The 17,271-nt window shown below is 57.3% G+C and carries 16 protein-coding genes; 7 read left to right on the top strand and 9 right to left on the bottom strand.

Features of this window, described 5'->3' with window-relative positions; genetic code table 11:
- Nucleotides 1-26 precede the first annotated feature (26 nt).
- Nucleotides 27-731 (top strand): Bax inhibitor-1/YccA family protein, encoded by a 705-nt coding sequence (locus tag ABLV30_RS04020; RefSeq protein WP_025108111.1) that lies wholly within the window; start codon nt 27-29, stop codon nt 729-731.
- Nucleotides 732-835: 104 nt separating this feature from the next.
- Here the strand turns inward: ABLV30_RS04020 and ABLV30_RS04015 are convergent, their stop codons facing one another.
- From ABLV30_RS04015 to ABLV30_RS04005, 3 genes are read right to left on the bottom strand one after another with little or no spacing between them, the layout of a single operon-like run.
- Complete coding sequence (locus tag ABLV30_RS04015) at nt 836-1,801, bottom strand: YbhN family protein (protein ID WP_025108110.1); 966 nt, start codon at nt 1,799-1,801, stop codon at nt 836-838.
- Entirely contained in the window at nt 1,801-3,045 is a 1,245-nt protein-coding gene (gene clsB, locus ABLV30_RS04010) for a cardiolipin synthase ClsB (protein ID WP_014837867.1), read from the bottom strand. Before clsB ends, ABLV30_RS04015 begins: the two co-directional genes overlap by 1 nt.
- Nucleotides 3,042-3,791: an endonuclease/exonuclease/phosphatase family protein gene (locus ABLV30_RS04005; protein WP_014228498.1), complete on the bottom strand. Its 750-nt coding sequence runs from the start codon at nt 3,789-3,791 to the stop codon at nt 3,042-3,044. Before ABLV30_RS04005 ends, clsB begins: the two co-directional genes overlap by 4 nt.
- A gap of 143 nt (nt 3,792-3,934) precedes the next feature.
- Between ABLV30_RS04005 and ABLV30_RS04000 the strand changes: the two genes are divergently transcribed.
- Entirely contained in the window at nt 3,935-4,372 is a 438-nt protein-coding gene (locus ABLV30_RS04000) for a YbhQ family protein (RefSeq protein ID WP_004130686.1), read from the top strand.
- A 60-nt stretch (nt 4,373-4,432) separates the two neighbouring features.
- On the opposite strand, the gene ABLV30_RS03995 is transcribed toward ABLV30_RS04000, so the two are convergent.
- From ABLV30_RS03995 to ABLV30_RS03970, 6 genes are all read right to left on the bottom strand, one after another.
- Entirely contained in the window at nt 4,433-5,539 is a 1,107-nt protein-coding gene (locus tag ABLV30_RS03995; protein ID WP_004849064.1) for an ABC transporter permease, read from the bottom strand.
- Between the two features lie 121 nt (nt 5,540-5,660).
- Entirely contained in the window at nt 5,661-6,794 is a 1,134-nt protein-coding gene (locus tag ABLV30_RS03990) for an ABC transporter permease (RefSeq protein WP_038424238.1), read from the bottom strand.
- Nucleotides 6,784-8,523, bottom strand: a complete 1,740-nt coding sequence (locus tag ABLV30_RS03985; protein WP_038424239.1) for an ATP-binding cassette domain-containing protein — start codon at nt 8,521-8,523, stop codon at nt 6,784-6,786. Before ABLV30_RS03985 ends, ABLV30_RS03990 begins: the two co-directional genes overlap by 11 nt.
- Nucleotides 8,520-9,512, bottom strand: coding sequence for a secretion protein HlyD (gene hlyD, locus ABLV30_RS03980; protein WP_014228502.1), 993 nt, complete (start codon nt 9,510-9,512; stop codon nt 8,520-8,522). The genes ABLV30_RS03985 and hlyD overlap by 4 nt, the downstream gene beginning before the upstream one ends.
- On the bottom strand, nt 9,509-10,186 hold the full coding sequence (gene cecR / locus ABLV30_RS03975; RefSeq protein WP_038424240.1) for a transcriptional regulator CecR: 678 nt from the start codon (nt 10,184-10,186) through the stop codon (nt 9,509-9,511). The genes hlyD and cecR overlap by 4 nt, the downstream gene beginning before the upstream one ends.
- Nucleotides 10,187-10,257: 71 nt before the next feature.
- Complete coding sequence (locus tag ABLV30_RS03970; RefSeq protein ID WP_032748826.1) at nt 10,258-11,181, bottom strand: LysR substrate-binding domain-containing protein; 924 nt, start codon at nt 11,179-11,181, stop codon at nt 10,258-10,260.
- A gap of 340 nt (nt 11,182-11,521) precedes the next feature.
- Between ABLV30_RS03970 and ABLV30_RS03965 the strand changes: the two genes are divergently transcribed.
- The 5 genes from ABLV30_RS03965 (at nt 11,522) to rhlE (ending at nt 17,153) form a co-directional block, all read left to right on the top strand.
- Entirely contained in the window at nt 11,522-12,853 is a 1,332-nt protein-coding gene (locus ABLV30_RS03965; protein WP_032748828.1) for an MFS transporter, read from the top strand.
- Between the two features lie 49 nt (nt 12,854-12,902).
- On the top strand, nt 12,903-13,652 hold the full coding sequence (locus tag ABLV30_RS03960; protein WP_038424241.1) for a glucose 1-dehydrogenase: 750 nt from the start codon (nt 12,903-12,905) through the stop codon (nt 13,650-13,652).
- A gap of 13 nt (nt 13,653-13,665) precedes the next feature.
- Complete coding sequence (locus tag ABLV30_RS03955; RefSeq protein WP_014228507.1) at nt 13,666-14,511, top strand: transketolase; 846 nt, start codon at nt 13,666-13,668, stop codon at nt 14,509-14,511.
- Nucleotides 14,511-15,503 (top strand): transketolase family protein, encoded by a 993-nt coding sequence (locus ABLV30_RS03950; protein ID WP_014837873.1) that lies wholly within the window; start codon nt 14,511-14,513, stop codon nt 15,501-15,503. The genes ABLV30_RS03955 and ABLV30_RS03950 overlap by 1 nt, the downstream gene beginning before the upstream one ends.
- Before the next feature lie 300 nt (nt 15,504-15,803).
- Nucleotides 15,804-17,153 carry an ATP-dependent RNA helicase RhlE gene (gene rhlE / locus ABLV30_RS03945; protein ID WP_038424242.1) on the top strand — a complete coding sequence of 450 codons (1,350 nt, stop codon included), beginning with the start codon at nt 15,804-15,806 and terminating at the stop codon, nt 17,151-17,153.
- Nucleotides 17,154-17,271: the final 118 nt, after the last annotated feature.

Genomic DNA, 17,271 nt, shown 5'->3' with positions numbered 1-17,271 from the left:
TAAATTTCGTTAATCAGGAGACAGTCATGGATAGATATCCTCGTTCCGGGTCGATCGTACAGGGTCGCAGCGGACTTCAAACTTATATGGCGCAGGTGTACGGCTGGATGACGGTCGGGCTGCTGCTCACGGCGTTTATCGCGTGGTTTGCGGCCAACACCCCTGCGGTGATGATGTTTGTCTTTTCCAGCAAAATAACCTTTTTCGGCCTGATCATCGCCCAGCTGGGGCTGGTATTTGTGCTCTCCGGCATGGTGCAGCGGCTGAGCGCGGGAATGGCGACCACTCTGTTTATGCTCTATTCGGCGCTAACCGGGCTCACCTTATCCAGTATATTCCTCGTCTATACCTACTCATCGATCGCCAGTACCTTCGTGGTGGCAGGCGGGATGTTTGGCGTGATGAGCCTTTACGGCTATACCACTAAACGCGACCTGAGCGGCTTCGGCAATATGCTGTTTATGGCGCTTATCGGTATCCTGCTGGCGTCGCTGGTTAACTTCTGGCTGAAGAGCGAAGCGCTGATGTGGGCGGTGACCTACATCGGGGTGATCGTCTTCGTCGGCCTGACCGCCTATGACACCCAGAAGCTGAAAAACATCGGCGAGCAGATTGACGTTCGCGATGCGTCAACGCTGCGCAAATACTCGATTCTTGGGGCGCTGACGCTGTATCTGGACTTTATCAACCTGTTCCTGATGCTGCTGCGCATTTTCGGCAACCGTCGTTAACTCGTTCCCGGATGGCGGCGCGATGCGCCTTATCCGGGCTACCAGACCGCAGAAAACGATGAACCTGTAGCCCCGGTCAGCATCCGCGACCGGGGCTTTTTTGACTACTCGCCCGCCAGCTTGCGCTGGTTTTTCTCCCGCAGATGCTTCGCCCGGCTCTCCAGAATCAGGTAGCCGATGGTCGCCAGCAGCAGCGGCAGGAAGTAGTACAGGGCGCGATAGGCAAGCAGGGCGGCGATAATCGCGCCGCGCGAAATCTCTTCCCCGGAAAGCATGGCGATAAATACCGCCTCAAGCACGCCAATGCCTGCCGGAATATGCACGATAACCCCCGCAATGCTGCTGACCAGCAGCACGCCGAGCACGAGAAAATAGTCCACCTGCGGGCCCAGCAGCAGCCAGATAATCGCCCCCATCGCCATCCAGTTCAGGCTGGAAACCGCCATCTGCAATAACGCGAAGCGCCAGGACGGCAGAACCAGCCGCTGGCCTTTTATCGTCAGATGGCGCTTTTTAGCAAAGGCGCAGGCCCACAGGTAAAACGCGGAAATCAGCAGTAAAACGACGCCCAGAATTTGCAGCGACGACTGGCTGATATACCAGCGCTCGGGCACCTTCACCATGCCGGAGCTAAAAATAATGCCGCCGAGCAGAATATAGCCCAGCCAGTTGGTGGTAATGCTCAGGGAGAAGATACGGGTAATGGTTGCGCCGCTCAGGCCGAGGCGCGAGTAGAGCCGATAGCGCATACCAATCCCACCCACCCAGGTGCTGAGCGTCAGGTTAAAGGCGTAGCAGATAAACGACACCAGCATCACCTGGCGTTTAGCCAGCTTGTGGCCGCAGTAAGCGCGCCCCAGCAGGTCGTAGCAGCCATAGATCAGGTAGCTGGCGATAACCAACCCGATGGCGCTGAGCAGCGCCGTACGGTTGTAATCGCGAATGACCTTCCACACGTCCTGCCAGTCGATTTTTTGCGCGTAGACCACCAGCAGAACGACGACGGCGATAAAAAAGAGCACCGTCAGGATTTTTTTCGCCATCCGCCAGCGAGGGTGAGATTTCGCCATCAGGATTTCACCTCCTGGTTTTCCGGGTCCACGCGGTCCTGGGTTTCTATTTCTGGCTGTACCGGGGGCTGAACCCGCGACAGCAGCGGCGTATGGGCCGGTAGCCATCCGACCCAGGCAGGGAAGTGGCGCAGGAAGTGGAACGCCAGCACGCTAATGCCGAGCCGCCACCAGGTTCGTTTCGACAAAATGCGCTTATCGACCTCGCGGCAGTCGTTAAGGATTAAGCCATTGAGATTATCGCGCAGCGTCTGGTTAAACTCGCGGTCGTGAATCACCAGGTTGGCTTCCAGATTCAGCGACAGGCTCAGGGGGTCGAGGTTGCTGGAGCCCACAGTGGCCCAGTGATCGTCCGCCAGCGCCACTTTGCCGTGTAGCGGACGGCGGCGATATTCGAAAATCTGCACGCCGCCTTTTACCAGATAGTGGTAGAGCAGGCGCGCGCCGAATTTGACAATCGGAATATCCGGCTCACCCTGAACGATGAGCTTAACGCGCACGCCGCGGCGGGCAGCGTTGCGCATAGCGTGCAGCAGCCGATAGCCGGGGAAAAAGTAGGCGTTAGCGATAATCACTTCCCGGCGGGCGCTGGTCAGCATCTTCAGATAGTGACGCTCAATATCATCGCGATGATCCTGATTATCCCGCCAGATAAACAGCGCCTGCGCTTCGCCGGGGTTGCGGTTGATTTCAGGCTTATGCCGACGCCGCTGCCACCAGCGTCGGGTCGCTTCGCTGGTGGGGAGGTTTTCGAGTTCAAATTGCAGAATATCGAGCACCACCGGCCCTTCGACTTGTACGGCGTAATCCTGTTTGGCCTCCGGACCGTAATCGGTCATGTGCTCGGCGGAGTAGTTAATGCCGCCGACAAAGGCGGTAACGTCGTCGATCACCACGATTTTGCGATGCATACGGCGAAATAAATTAGTGCGCATGCCGAGCAGGCGCGGGCGCGGATCGTAATAGCGAAAAATCACGCCAGCCGACGTCAGCTCGCCCACAAAGCTTTCGCTTAAATCCGGCGAGCCGTAGCCGTCCAGTAAGACCTCGACGCGCACGCCGCGCTGGGCCGCTTTTAACAGAACGGCATGGAGCTGTTTGCCGACGTCATCTTCAAACCAGATAAAAGACTCAAGGATCACCCGCTGCTGCGCGCGGCCGATGGCGGCAAACAGGGCCGGATAATAGTTATCGCCATTTTCTAATAGCCGAATGCGGTTTCCTTCCTGCCAGCTGCATTTCACAGATGTATCTCCACGCTAAGCGGTGCATGATCGGACAGATGACGCCACTGTTTTAACGCCAGCGCTCTGGGCTGGCTGGCGTGGGCGTTTTTTACGTAGATGCGGTCAAGTCGCAGCAGCGGAAAGCTGACCGGGAAAGTGCGCGCCGGGCGCCCTCTGGCGCGGGTAAAAATCTCCTCCAGCCCGGCCTGGGCTTTAAGCTGGCGGTTCGCCTGCTGCCGCCAGTCGTTAAAATCACCGGCTACCACCACCGGTTCGCCCGCGGGTAAACCGTTCACCCAGTCTGCCAGCATTGTCAGCTGGGCCTGACGTTGATGAGCGCGCAGTCCCAGGTGCACGCAGAATAAATGGATAGCGATGCCGCTTTCCGGCGGGACGATGCGGCAGTAGAGCAGGCCGCGCTTTTCGCTGTTGCCGACCGACACATCAAGATTTTGATAATGTTCGATGGGGAAGCGGGAGAGGACCGCGTTGCCGTGATGCCCTTCCGGGTAAACGGCGTTGCGGCCGTAGGCGTAATCGCTCCACATGGTATCGGCCAGAAACTCATAGTGGGTGGTATCCGGCCAGTTTTCGATATGCAGCGGATGAATTTCGTGCGCCCCCATCACCTCCTGCAGGCAAACAATGTCGGCGCTGACGCTGCGCACCGCTTCGCGTAATTCGGGCAAAATAAAGCGGCGATTGAACGCAGTAAACCCTTTATGGGTGTTAATTGTCAGCACGTTTAACGAAAATCGCGGCATTTGTTTGTCCTTATTTCTCTGGGCAATGTCACTTTCCTGTAGGAAATAGTGTAGTAGAGGTCACAAAAAGATGCGGTGATACGGAATTTTCCGTAAAGTGCGGTACTCTGAGTAGCAGAGAAAAATCCTTCAGGAGAGAAGCCATGAAGTGGCAACAACGTGTACGCGTCGCAACGGGTCTTAGTTGCTGGCAGATTATGTTGCATCTACTGGTCGTGGCAGTACTGGTGATGGGTTGGATGAGCGGCGCGCTGGTGCGCGTCGGATTAGGTTTGTGCGTGCTGTACGGCGTCACGTTAGTGTCGATGCTGTTTTTGCAGCGCCATCACGATGAGCGCTGGCGCGACGTCGGTGATTTCCTTGAGGAACTCACCACCACCTGGTACTTCGGTACCGCGGTGATCGTGCTGTGGCTGCTGTCGCGCGTGCTGCACAATAACCTGCTGCTGGCCCTCGCCGGGCTGGCAATACTGGCCGGTCCGGCGGTGGTTTCACTGCTGGCGAAAGATAAAAACAGATACGCTAAATCGTTCGGGCTACAACAAGGCGGCAACGCAGCGAATCCCCAGAAGCATAGATAACTATGTGACTGGGGGGAGCAAGGCGAGCCAGCACAGTTGCGGCTTGAACGATGACGAGTATTACGCGATCTTTCTTCGGAACATCGCATACGCCGCCGAGCCGGTGGTGGCCGCTATGACCAGTAGCGGCCACAAACTTCCCCACACGATTTCCAGACTCGCATCCTTCAAATAGATCTGCTTGGTGATATCGGTGAAATGACGAATCGGGTTCACCCACGTCAGGTTTTGTAGCCATACCGGCATATTTTCCACCGGCGAAACGTAGCCGGAGAGTAAAATCGCCGGCATCATAAAGACGAATACGCCGATAAACGCCTGCTGCTGCGTGGAGCACAGCGACGAAATCAGCAGTCCGAATCCTACCAGCGACAGACCGTAAACGATCATCGTGAAGTAAAACAGCAGCAGTGAGCCAGCGAAGGGAATCTGATAGGCCCAGATACCGATCCCCAGCACGATGGTCGCCTGCAGGGTGGCGACAATCAGCGCCGGGACCGCTTTACCGATAAAGATCTGCCAGGTTGCCAGCGGCGAGACCAGCAGCTGGTCGAGCGTCCCCTGTTCGCGCTCGCGGGCAACGGAGAGCGAGGTGACGATCATTACGCCGATGGTGGTGATCATGGCGATCAGCGACGGCACCACGAACCATTTGTAATCGAGATTCGGGTTATACCAGTTGCGTACCACCAGCTCGCTATTGTTCGGTTTGGCTTTGCCTTCCAGCAGGTCCTGCTGATAGCTTTTGACGATCTGCTGGAGGTAGTTGGCGGCAATTTGCGCGCTGTTGGAGTTGCGCCCGTCCAGCAGCAGCTGGAGCGGGGCGGTCTGGTTGGTGTCGAGGTTGCGCGAAAAATCCGCCGGGAAACGCACGACCAATAGCGCTTTTTGTTCATCGATGGTCGGTCTTATTTCCTGAGGACTTTTCAGTAACAGCACGTGGGTGAAGGCTTTGGCGCGGGCAAAGCGCTGGGTCAGCTCCACGGCGTGCTTGCCGTTGTCTTCGTTATAGATGGCGATGGTGGCGTTCGTTACCTCCAGCGTGGCGGCAAAGGGGAACAGCAGCACCTGAATGAGCACCGGCATAATCAAAATCGCCCGCGTCTGCGGTTCACGCAACAGCGACTGTAGCTCTTTGCGGATTAACGTCCATAAGCGATGAAACATCTTATATTCTCTCTTTATACTGCTTTGTATTCCCGGACTGCGCTTATCCTGGCTACCCAATCTGGCAGAAACGGTAGCCCGGGTAAGACGTTAGCCGCAACCCGGGGGGCACGCAGGCAAATTAATCCAGACGCCGTTTGGTTTTCAGCCACGTCAGGCCGATAAACATCACCGCCGAGGCGATTAAAAACATCACGTTCACCAGCAGCACCACCGGGATGTTGCCCGCCAGAAACAGGCTTTGCAGGGTGCTGACAAAATAGCGCGCCGGGATCACGTAGGTCACCGCGCGGATTATCGCCGGCATGCTGTCTATCTGAAAAATAAACCCGGACAGCATAATTGAAGGCAGGAATGCGGCATTCAGCGCCACCTGCGCGGCGTTAAACTGGTTGCGGGTAATGGTGGAAATCAGCAGCCCCATTCCCAGGGTGCTCAGCAAAAACAGGCTGGTGATAAAAAACAGAATCACCAGCGAACCGCGAAAGGGCACGCCGAGAATAAACACCGCCACCAGCATACACAGCAGCATCGCCAGCATGCCGAGGAAATAGTAGGGGATCAGCTTGCACAGCAGCAGCTCGGCGCGGGTAATCTCGGTCGACAGCAGCGCCTCCATGGTGCCGCGCTCCCACTCGCGGGCCACCACCAGCGAGGTCAGGATCGCGCCGACTACCGTCATAATGATGGTAATCGCGCCGGGGATAATAAAATGCTGGCTGATCGCGGCCGGGTTAAACCAGTAGCGCGTCTGCACGTCGATTAGCGGCTCGAAGGTTTCGCCGCGATCTTCCGCCCGCTGCTGCTGCCAGATTTGCCAGATGCCTTCGACGTAGCCCTGGGCGAAGTTAGCGGTATTCGGTTCGCTACCGTCGGTGATGAGCTGGATCGGCGCATCGTCGCCGGGGCGGGCCATCTTCTGGTCGAAGTCCACCGGCAGGGTTACCAGGGCGCGAATGCGTCCCGCCTGCATCATCTGCACCAGTTCCTGGCGGTTATCGCTGATGGTGGCGTCGATATAAGGGGAGCCGGTCATGGTATGGACAAAATCCAGCGCCTCTTCGCTCTGCTGCTCCAGCAGCACGCCCACCCGCAGCTTGCTGGAGTCGAGGTTAATCCCGTAGCCAAAGATAAACAGCAGCAGCAGGGGGATGACCACCGCAATCAGCCAGCTGCTGGGGTCGCGGACAATCTGCCGCGTCTCTTTCACGCACAGGGCGCGTACGCGCCGCCACGATAGCAGTTTAGCGCTCACCGGCGTTCTCCTTATCCCAGTCGTGAATGAGGGTGATAAACGCCTGCTCCATCGTCGGGTCAGGCTGTTCATCATCCGCCGCCAGCGCCTTCAGATCGTCCGGCGTGCCGCTGGCGATCAGTTTGCCGCGATAGACCAGGCCGATACGATCGCAATACTCCGCTTCATCCATAAAGTGGGTGGTGACCATCACCGTCACGCCTTTATCCACCATACTGTTGATATGCAGCCAGAATTCGCGGCGGGTGAGGGGATCGACCCCGGAAGTGGGTTCATCAAGAAACAGGATATCCGGTTCGTGCATCAGCGAGCAGGCCAGCGCCAGGCGCTGTTTATAGCCGAGCGGCAGATCGTCGGCGGCCTGCCGGGCGATGCTTTTCAGGCCAAACGCCTCGCTCATGCTGGCGATTTTGTCGTTCTGCGCCCGTCCGCGCAGGCCGTAGACGCCGGAGAAGAAGCGCAGGTTCTGCTCAACGGAAAGGTTGCCGTAGAGCGAGAACTTCTGCGCCATATAGCCCAGATGCTGACGCGCCTTGCCGGAGCTGACTTTCAGGTCCATGCCCAGCACCAGCGCTTTCCCGGAGGTGGGGACCAGCAGGCCGCACATCATCTTAAACGTCGTAGACTTTCCCGCGCCGTTAGGCCCGAGGAGGCCGAAAATCTCCCCGCGTTTGACCTGAAAATCAACGTGGTCGGTGGCGGCAAAATCGCCGAATTTCTTGGTCAGGGTCTGCGCTTCAATCACCGTGTCCTCATGGGAGCCTTCCACGGTGTGGATAATGTTGCCCAGCGGCGATTCGGCAGTACCGGCGCCGCCCAGCAGGTCGATAAAGGCATCCTCGAAGCGCGGCGCGGTTTCGGCGACCTCCAGCGGCGGCATATCGCCAGCCTTCTGTACATCGCTTATGCTGGCCTCTTTTTTAAGGATCAGGCGTACCGATTTACCCTGAATCACGCCATCGCTGACCTGCGGTAGCTTCAGCGTACGCTGGAGGAGGCGGCGGTTATTCTCCCGGGCGCTGGAAACCAAAAAGCTGCGTCCGGCCATGGTCTGCGTCAGCTCTTTTGGCGCCCCCTGGTAGAGCAGCTGGCCCTCGTTCATCAACAGAACGTCCCGGCACTGCTCGGCCTCATCAAGATAAGAGGTGCTCCAGAGGATCAGCATTCCGTCGCCCGCCAGTTCGTGCACCATCTGCCACAGTTCGCGGCGGGAGATAGGGTCGACGCCGACGCCGGGTTCGTCCAGTAGCAGGACTTTCGGTTCGCCGACGAGGGTGCAGGCCAGGCCAAGTTTCTGCTTCATGCCGCCGGAAAGCTTGCCCGCCAGCCGGCCGGTAAAGGGGCCGAGGGAGGTAAACTCCAGCAGCCTGGCGAAGGTTTTTTCCCGCGCCTCGCCGGTCACGCTGCGCAGATCGGCGTAGAGCGTCAGGTTTTCCATCACCGTCAGATCTTCATACAGGCCGAATTTCTGCGGCATATAGCCGAGCACCGCATGCAGGGCGCTATCGTCGGCAATCGGGTCGAAGCCGATCACTTTTGCGCTGCCTGCGTTGGGCTTCAGCAGCCCGGCGAGCATGCGCATCAGGGTGGTTTTTCCGGCGCCATCCGGGCCCACCAGACCGGTCACATAGCCGGAGTGAATGGTGCAGTCCAGCGGCGCGACGGCCGGGCGATCCATGCCGGCAAAGCGCCGGGTCAGGCCGCTCAGCGTAATCACGTCCTCGCTCATTGGCCGTTTCCGTGACTGAAGGTGACGGTGACCGGCATCCCCTGGCGCAGCGCGTCGTCGGCATCAGTGACCACAATACGCAGGCGATAAACCAGATCGGTGCGCAGGTCCGGCGTTTCCACGGTTTTCGGCGTGAATTCAGCGGTAGGGGAGACGAAGCCGATTTTGCCGCGGTAGGGTTTATCCGGGCGACTATCGGTGTAAAGCAGCACTTCGCGACCCGGCTGGGCCTGACCGAGGTTTTTTTCATCGATATAGGCGCGTACCCACACCGGATGGGTTAACGATAACGTCATCACCGTGCCGCCAGCGCTGAGCATGCTGCCCGGCTCGACGGCGCGGGTCATCAGCGTCCCGTCGGACGGCGAGGCCAGCGTGGTATCGTGCAGATCCAGCTTCGCCTGCGCCAGCGCGGCCTGCGCCTGTTCAAGGCTGGCTTTGGCCTGGGCGATTTCCTGCGGACGATTACCGGCGCGGTACTGGCGCAGCTTATCCTGCGCGGACTTCAGCGTCGCCTGGGCCTGATCGCGCGATGAGCGGGCGTTTTCCAGGTCGTTAGCGGAGATGGCGCTGCTTTTGCGCAGCCCCAGCTGGCGCTGGTAAAAATTCTGCGCATAGTCGTAAGCGGCCTGCGCCTGGTTGACCGCGGCGGCGGCCTGAGCGATCTCTTCCGAGCGATACCCCGCCATCATCAGGTCGTACTGCGCCTGGGCGGTGGAAACGTTGGCCTGAGCCTGCTGCAGGGCATTCTCGTAGGGCGCTCGGTCCAGCTCGCCCAGGGTCTGCCCGGCTTTAATCGCATCGCCCTCGTCGACGCTGAGCGACGCCAGCCGCCCGCCCACGCGGAAGCTGAGGTTGACGGTACGAATATCCACGTTGCCATACAGCGTGAGCGCTTTCTGCTGGCTGCTCTGGTACCACCACCAGCCTCCGCCAATGACAGCGGCCAGCAGGAGAAGCAGCACAACGACGATGAGCGGTTTTTTCATGACTCCAGACTCCTTTGCGATAATCCTTCCAGAACGAAATCAATATGGCAGGTGATAACCTCAATAATTTGCGCGGTTTTGTCCCGATCGAATTCAGCCCAGCCCGCGCGGCGCAGCACCGTTTCCCGACCAAGGCGAAAAGCGAGAACTTCGCCCAGCAGCGCGTGGGTGTGGAGGACCATTTCCGTGCTGTCAGCGTTAAGGCCGGTATAGGCGGCGATTAAGCGGGTCAGGTAGCAGTGTAGCGGAGCAATCACCTGATCGTGGATGAGCCGGTAGGCCGGCGTTGGCGACAGCTGCTCGCGGGAGATAAATTTGCTCAAATTGACGGTGTCGTCCTGGGTCAGCAGCAAAATCATATTCTGGCAGGCGCCCAGTATTAGGGTGCGCATGGCGGCTTTATCCGGAACAGGCTCAGCGCACAGCGCTTCCGCCGCCTGCGCGTGGGGGCGGAAATTGTGCTCGATAAAATCGGCAATCCACTGGGCGCAGGCGAGATAGAGATCGTCCTTGGAACCAAAATAGTAGGTAATGGCGGCGATATTCTGCCCGGCCTGGGCGGCAATATCGCGGGTTGTGGCGTGCAGGCCGTATTCGCCAAACTGGGCGATTGCGGCGGCGATAAGCAGGCTTTTCGCCTGCTCGCCCTTACTGGTCGTGGGAGTGGTTGTCATCGCGCGAGAAAAGTTAATCAATCGATTGATTAACTCTAGGCGCAGGTTGGCGGTTTGTCCACCGTTTGCTGCTAGATATGAAATCCTTCGCGACTCAGCTCTTCGGCAACCCAGGCAAAGAAGATCTTCACTTTCTCTTTTTGTTCATTCGGGTGCGGTAGAACGAAGTGATGCGCGTTAACCGGCATGCTGACGTCGCGGGTAAAGACGGGTTCCAGGTGGCGTTGGCTCACGCTCTGCCCGGCCAGCAAATTACTCTCAAGAATAATCCCCATTCCCATCCGGGCAGCCTCAATACTCATATAGGAGCGGTCAAAATTAAAAATAAAGTTTTTATTCCAGCCGCGAACCTTATGCCACGACAGCCAGTTGCTCCAGCCTATCAGCGTGCTATCGGAATGAATAAGGTCGCAGGCCAGCAGGTCTTCAATGGACTGAACGTCGCGGCCGGCTAAATAAGTCGATGAGCTAAAGGGGAGCACGCGTTCATTTTTTATGGTCTTGACCACCAGGGTTGGCCACTGTGAGAGCCCGTGGCGAATATCGATATCAATATTATCGCGGGAGAACTGGATGCTTTCATAAGAGCAGGTCAGGCTAATTTTAAGCTCCGGCCAGGCCTGGCGAAATTTATTCAGACGGGGCATCAGCCACAATAATCCAAAGCTCGGCGCGGAATGAATCCGTAAATAATCCTGGTGGATATCATTAATCACCTGGTTAGTGGCCTGACCAATAACATTTAACGCCCCGGAAACCTCTTTAAGGTATTTTTCGCCAATTGTGGTTAATACCATCCCTTTACTGCTACGGGAAAATATCTTTTTTCCCAGATACTGTTCCAGGCTGGCTATCTGATGACTTACCGCGGAGGCCGTAATATTAAGATTCTCTGCCGCCAGGTTCAGGCTGCCGGTATCAGCCACTTCAATAAAGGCCTGAATATTACGTAAGGATGGCATCGGCAAGCTTTTATTCTGCAGCGGCTGGTTCATGATTTCCTCCGGCGGGGGGAATAACGCAAGGCGGTTTTTTTACTCAGAAAGAAGGACGTCCAGCCGTTATCCCAGAAAATGATGGTCAGCATAGCACAGCCGGAAAATAAGTGATGGCGCAATCCGTGATGAAGTTAACAGTTTTAAATGCACAACTTTCGAAAAAAATAATTCACAGGAATTTGAGTGCAGTCACGAAGCAAATTTTTCTCACGCGCAATTGAGCTTTTTTGAATACTCTTTCTTTTTGGGATTGTTATATTGCAACTACAGGCCTGATAACAGGGCGCGATGCGGTAAGGGTCGCGACAAAAACATAAAAAAATAAAGAGGATACCCTATGTCACGTATAGATACTGTTGTCTGTACTGACGCCAGAAAAACAAAATATCGTTTCGTGGTTTTGACGATGATTTTCCTGGTGTATGCCATAAATTACGCCGACAGAACGAATATCGGTGCGGTACTGCCGTTCATTATTGACGAGTTTCATATCAACAACTTTGAGGCCGGGGCCATCGCCAGCATGTTTTTCCTCGGCTATGCGGTAAGCCAGATCCCGGCCGGTTTTTTTATTGCCAGACGCGGCACCCGGGGACTGGTCTCGCTGTCTATTTTCGGCTTTTCCGCTTTTACCTGGCTGATGGGCACCGTGAGCTCGGTATTTGGCCTGAAGATGGTGCGACTGGGGCTGGGGCTTAGCGAAGGGCCGTGCCCGGTGGGGCTGGCTTCAACCATTAATAACTGGTTCCCGCCGAAAGAGAAGGCCACGGCAACGGGCGTCTACATCGCCGCCACCATGTTTGCGCCGATAATCGTACCGCCGCTGGCGGTGTGGATCGCGGTTACCTGGGGCTGGCGATGGGTCTTTTTCTCCTTTGCGATACCGGGGATTGTGGCGGCGGTCGCGTGGTACCTGTTGGTTAAGTCAACGCCCGCGGAAAGCGGATTTGTTTCGCAACGCGAACTGGAAGAGATTAATGCCGGGCGTGAAACTGATAAAAACGCCGTCCGCGAAAATATATTAATTGCCGACCGCTTCACCTGGCTGGATAAAATTATTCGGGTGAAAAAGATGGCGCCTATCGATACGGCGAAAGGATTATTTACCTCGAAAAATATTCTTGGTGACTGTCTGGCCTATTTTATGATGGTCAGCGTGCTGTACGGGTTATTAACGTGGATCCCGCTGTATTTAGTGAAAGAGCGCGGTTTTGACGTGATGAGTATGGGCTTCGTGGCGAGTATGCCGTGCATCGGCGGCTTTATTGGCGCGATTGGTGGAGGCTGGATCTCGGATAAAGTGTTAGGCCGCCGGCGTAAACCCACCATGATGTTCACCGCGATTTCAACCGTGGTCATGATGCTCATTATGCTGAACATTCCAGCAAGCACCTTGGCGGTATGTATTGGATTATTCTTTGTCGGTTTTTGTTTGAATATTGGCTGGCCGGCTTTTACCGCCTACGGAATGGCCGTTTCGGACAGTAAAACCTATCCGATTGCCTCTTCTATTATTAATAGCGGCGGCAACCTTGGCGGCTTTGTCGCCCCGATGGCCGCCGGTTTTTTACTTGATCAGACCGGCAGCTTTAATTCTGTATTCACCTATTTTGGTATCTGCGCCGCAATAGGTCTGGTGGTGATTCTTTTCCTCGATGAGCCACAATAACGGCAATATTTCTGTTAATTAATATGACGTCATGTCATGGAGTGAAAATATGTTATTAAAAGATAAAGTCGCCATTATTACTGGCGCGGCCTCCGCACGCGGTTTGGGTTTTGCCACCGCCAAATTATTTGCCGAGAACGGCGCCAGCGTGGTCATTATCGACCTCAATGGCGAAGCCAGCAAAGCCGCTGCGGCGGCCCTGGGCGAAGGCCATCTTGGTCTGGCAGCGAACGTCGCCGATGAAGTTCAGGTGCAGGCGGCGATCGAACAGATTGTGGCGAAATATGGCCGGGTTGATGTGCTGGTGAATAACGCCGGCATTACCCAGCCGCTGAAGCTGATGGAAATTAAGCGTGCCAACTATGACGCGGTGCTGGACGTCAGCCTGCGCGGCACGCTGCTGATGTCGCAGGCGGTTATTCCGGCGATGCGGGCGCAAAAATCGGGCAGCATTGTCTGTATCTCATCGGTTTCCGCCCAGCGCGGCGGCGGTATCTTCGGCGGCCCGCACTACAGCGCGGCAAAAGCCGGTGTGCTCGGCCTGGCGCGGGCGATGGCGCGCGAGCTTGGCCCGGATAACGTCCGCGTAAACTGCATCACGCCGGGGCTGATTCAGACCGATATTACCGCCGGCAAGCTGACCGACGACATGACGGCCAATATCCTCGCCGGGATCCCGATGAACCGTCTGGGCGATGCGGTGGATATCGCGCGCGCCGCCCTGTTCCTCGGCAGCGATCTCTCTTCCTACTCGACCGGTATCACCCTGGACGTGAACGGCGGCATGTTAATCCACTAAGCGAGGCAATCAGATGAAGATGACAGAAACACAACAAGTTGCCGCGGCGGCGTGGCGTATCCGTCGCTATGCCCTGCAAATGGGCGAAGTCCAGGGGCAGGGCTATATCGGCCAGGCATTAGGCTATGCGGATGTGCTGGCCACCGCCTTCAGCCACGCGATGCGCTACCGTCCGGAAGATCCGCAGTGGGAAGGGCGTGACCGTTTTCTGCTCTCTCACGGTCATTACGCCATCGCCTATTATGCGGCGCTGCTGGAAGCGGGAATTATCCCGGAAGAGGAGCTGGAGACCTACGGTTCCGACGACAGCCGCCTGCCGATGTCGGGCATGGCGACCTATACGCCTGGAATGGAGATGTCCGGCGGCTCGCTGGGGCAGGGGCTCTCCATCGCCGTCGGGATGGCGCTCGGTCTGAAGAAAAAGGGCAGCGCATCCTGGGTTTTTAACTCTATGTCGGATGGGGAGCTGGACGAAGGTTCAACCTGGGAAGCGGCGATGTCGGCGGCCCACTACGGCCTGACTAATCTGATTAACCTCGTTGACGTGAACAAACAGCAGGCGGACGGCGATTCGCGCAAAATTCTCGGCTTTGAGCCGCTGCATGAAAAATGGGCCGCCTTCGGCTGGTACGTGCAGCGCGTGGACGGTAACGATCTGGCAGCGGTGGTGGCCGCCTTTGATAACGCGAAAAATCATGCGGGCAACCAGCCGCGGGTCATTTTATGCGACACGCTGATGGGCAAAGGGGTGCCGTTCCTTGAAACCCGCGATAAGAACCATTTTATCCGCGTCGATGCCGACGAATGGCAAAAAGCGATTGCGGTGCTGGACGCCAACAAACCGGAAGGAGTGCTGTAATGAGCCAGAGTAAACCACGCTTAAAAACGTCGGCGATGATCGCCTCCATTGCTGATGAAGGTCAGGCGACCGTTTCCGCGCCGTTTGGCGTCGCGCTCTCGAAGCTGGCGGCCCAGCGCCCGGAAATCGTCGGTATGACCGCGGACCTGTCAAAGTATACCGATCTGCATATTTTCGCCCAGGCCTTTCCGGATCGCTTCTTCCAGATGGGAATGGCGGAGCAGCTGCTGATGGGGGCCGCCGGGGGAATGGCGAAGGAGGGATTTATTCCCTTCGCCACCACCTATGCCGCTTTTGCCACCCGTCGCGCCTATGATTTTATCCATCAGGTGATTGCCGAAGAGCATCTGAACGTGAAGATCTGCGCGGCGCTGCCGGGCCTGACCACCGGCTACGGGCCGAGCCATCAGGCAACGGAAGATCTGGCGATTATGCGCGGCATTCCCGGCATGGTCATCGTCGATCCCTGCGATGCGCTGGAGATAGAGCAGGCGGTACCGGCGATTGCCGACCACGACGGTCCGGTGTATATGCGTCTATTGCGCGGTAAGGTGCCGCTGGTGCTCGATAAATATGATTATCAGTTTGAGCTGGGCAAGGCGAAGCTGCTGGAGGACGGTAACGATGTACTGATTATCTCTTCCGGGCTGATGACCATGCGCGCCCTCGAGGCGGTTGAAAAACTGCGGGCCGATAATATCAGCGCGGCGGTGCTGCATGTCCCCACCATCAAACCGCTTGATGAAAAAACGATCGTTGCGCAGGCTTCGAAGCCCGGCCGTCTGGTAGTGACCGCGGAAAACCACACGTCGGTCGGCGGGCTGGGGGAGGCGGTTGCCGCGCTGCTGATGCGTAAAGGCGTACGCTGCGAGCTGGATACCGTCGGTTTGCCTGACGAATTCCTGCTGGCCGGCGCGCTTCCGACGCTGCACGACCGCTACGGCATCTCCACCGCGAAGATGGTCGAAAAAATTAAGTATCGCCTGCGTTAATCGCTTTCGCCGCCGCGTTCTGCGGCGGCGTTTCTCCGCTTTTGTTCGCGGTTTCCCCGTCGAGGCATTAAACGGGCTATTTCGGGGACGCCTGGCGCGAAGCGCCATCGCCGATTCTCATCGACAGGACGGGGAACAGTGGTTTGTTAGCCGGAGGATTCTTTTCGGCAGATTTTATGCGGTTCGTCACAAAATCTGCTAGACTGCGCAGCTTCATGGCATTGTGGTTTTTGCCATCTCTTTCGCAATAATCTCCCTGAAAACTACGCCTGTGACGGGCCGGGGCGGTTCGGAGTTGTTATGTCTTTTGATTCCCTTGGCCTGAATCCTGAAATCCTGCGCGCCGTCGCTGAGCAGGGCTACGTTGAGCCAACCCCAATTCAGCAGCAGGCTATCCCGGCAGTATTACAGGGGCGCGATCTGATGGCCAGCGCTCAGACCGGTACCGGCAAAACGGCGGGATTTACGCTGCCGCTGCTTCAGCATCTGATCCAAAAGGAGCCGCATGCTAAAGGGCGTCGCCCGGTGCGTGCGCTGATCCTGACCCCAACGCGCGAGCTGGCGGCGCAGATTGGCGAGAACGTCCGGGATTACAGCAAATACCTCAACGTTCGCTCGCTGGTGGTGTTCGGCGGCGTGAGCATTAATCCGCAGATGATGAAGCTGCGCAGCGGCGTCGATATCCTGGTGGCAACGCCGGGTCGTCTGCTGGATCTTGAACATCAGAACGCCGTGAGCCTCGACAAAGTCGAAGTGCTGGTGCTGGACGAAGCCGACCGTATGCTGGATATGGGCTTTATTCACGATATTCGCCGGGTGCTGGCGAAGCTGCCGGCCAGACGTCAGAACCTGCTGTTCTCCGCAACCTTCTCCGATGACATTAAATCGCTGGCGGAAAAGCTGCTGCATAACCCACTGGAGATCGAAGTCGCCCGCCGCAACACCGCCTCTGAGCAGGTGAGCCAGCTGGTGCATTTTGTCGATAAAAAGCGCAAACGCGAGCTGCTGTCGCAGATGATCGGTGAAGGTAACTGGCAGCAGGTGCTGGTTTTTACCCGCACCAAGCACGGCGCAAACCATCTGGCGGAACAGCTCAATAAAGACGGCATCCGCAGCGCCGCTATTCACGGCAACAAGAGCCAGGGCGCGCGTACCCGCGCATTGGCTGACTTTAAATCCGGCGGCATTCGCGTACTGGTGGCCACCGATATCGCCGCGCGCGGTCTGGATATTGAAGAGCTGCCGCACGTGGTGAACTACGAGCTGCCAAACGTACCGGAAGACTATGTGCACCGTATCGGTCGTACCGGGCGCGCCGCGGCAACGGGTGAAGCGCTGTCGCTGGTTTGCGTTGATGAACATAAACTGCTGCATGATATCGAACGCTTGCTGAAAAAAGAGATCCCGCGTATTGCCCTGGCGGGCTACGAGCCGGATCCATCGATTAAAGCCGAGCCGATTCAGAACGGTCGTCAGCAGCAGCGCGGCGGCGGTCGCGGTGGCCAGGGTCAGGGTCGCGGTGGCCAGGGGCAAGGTCGCGGTCAGCAGTCCGCTCCGCGTCGTACCGATGGCGAAGCGCCGAAAGCGCGAACTCAGGACGGTAAGCCTCCTCGCCGTCGTCGCCCGCGCAAACCCGCCGCGGCGGAGTAACACTATCCCGTCACTCCTGTGGCGAGTGTCGCGATCGCGCGGCTAAGCCACTGATGGGTTGTCCGGGTAAGACTCCTTACCCGGACGCGCTTCGCTCAGCATAACCTCGAGCGTGATT

It is taken from the genome of Klebsiella sp. CN_Kp113 (genome assembly GCF_040064585.1).
Taxonomy (GTDB): domain Bacteria; phylum Pseudomonadota; class Gammaproteobacteria; order Enterobacterales; family Enterobacteriaceae; genus Klebsiella; species Klebsiella michiganensis.
The sequence above is the reverse complement of the archived record's forward strand: the minus strand, read 5'-3'. Positions and strand labels throughout refer to the sequence as shown.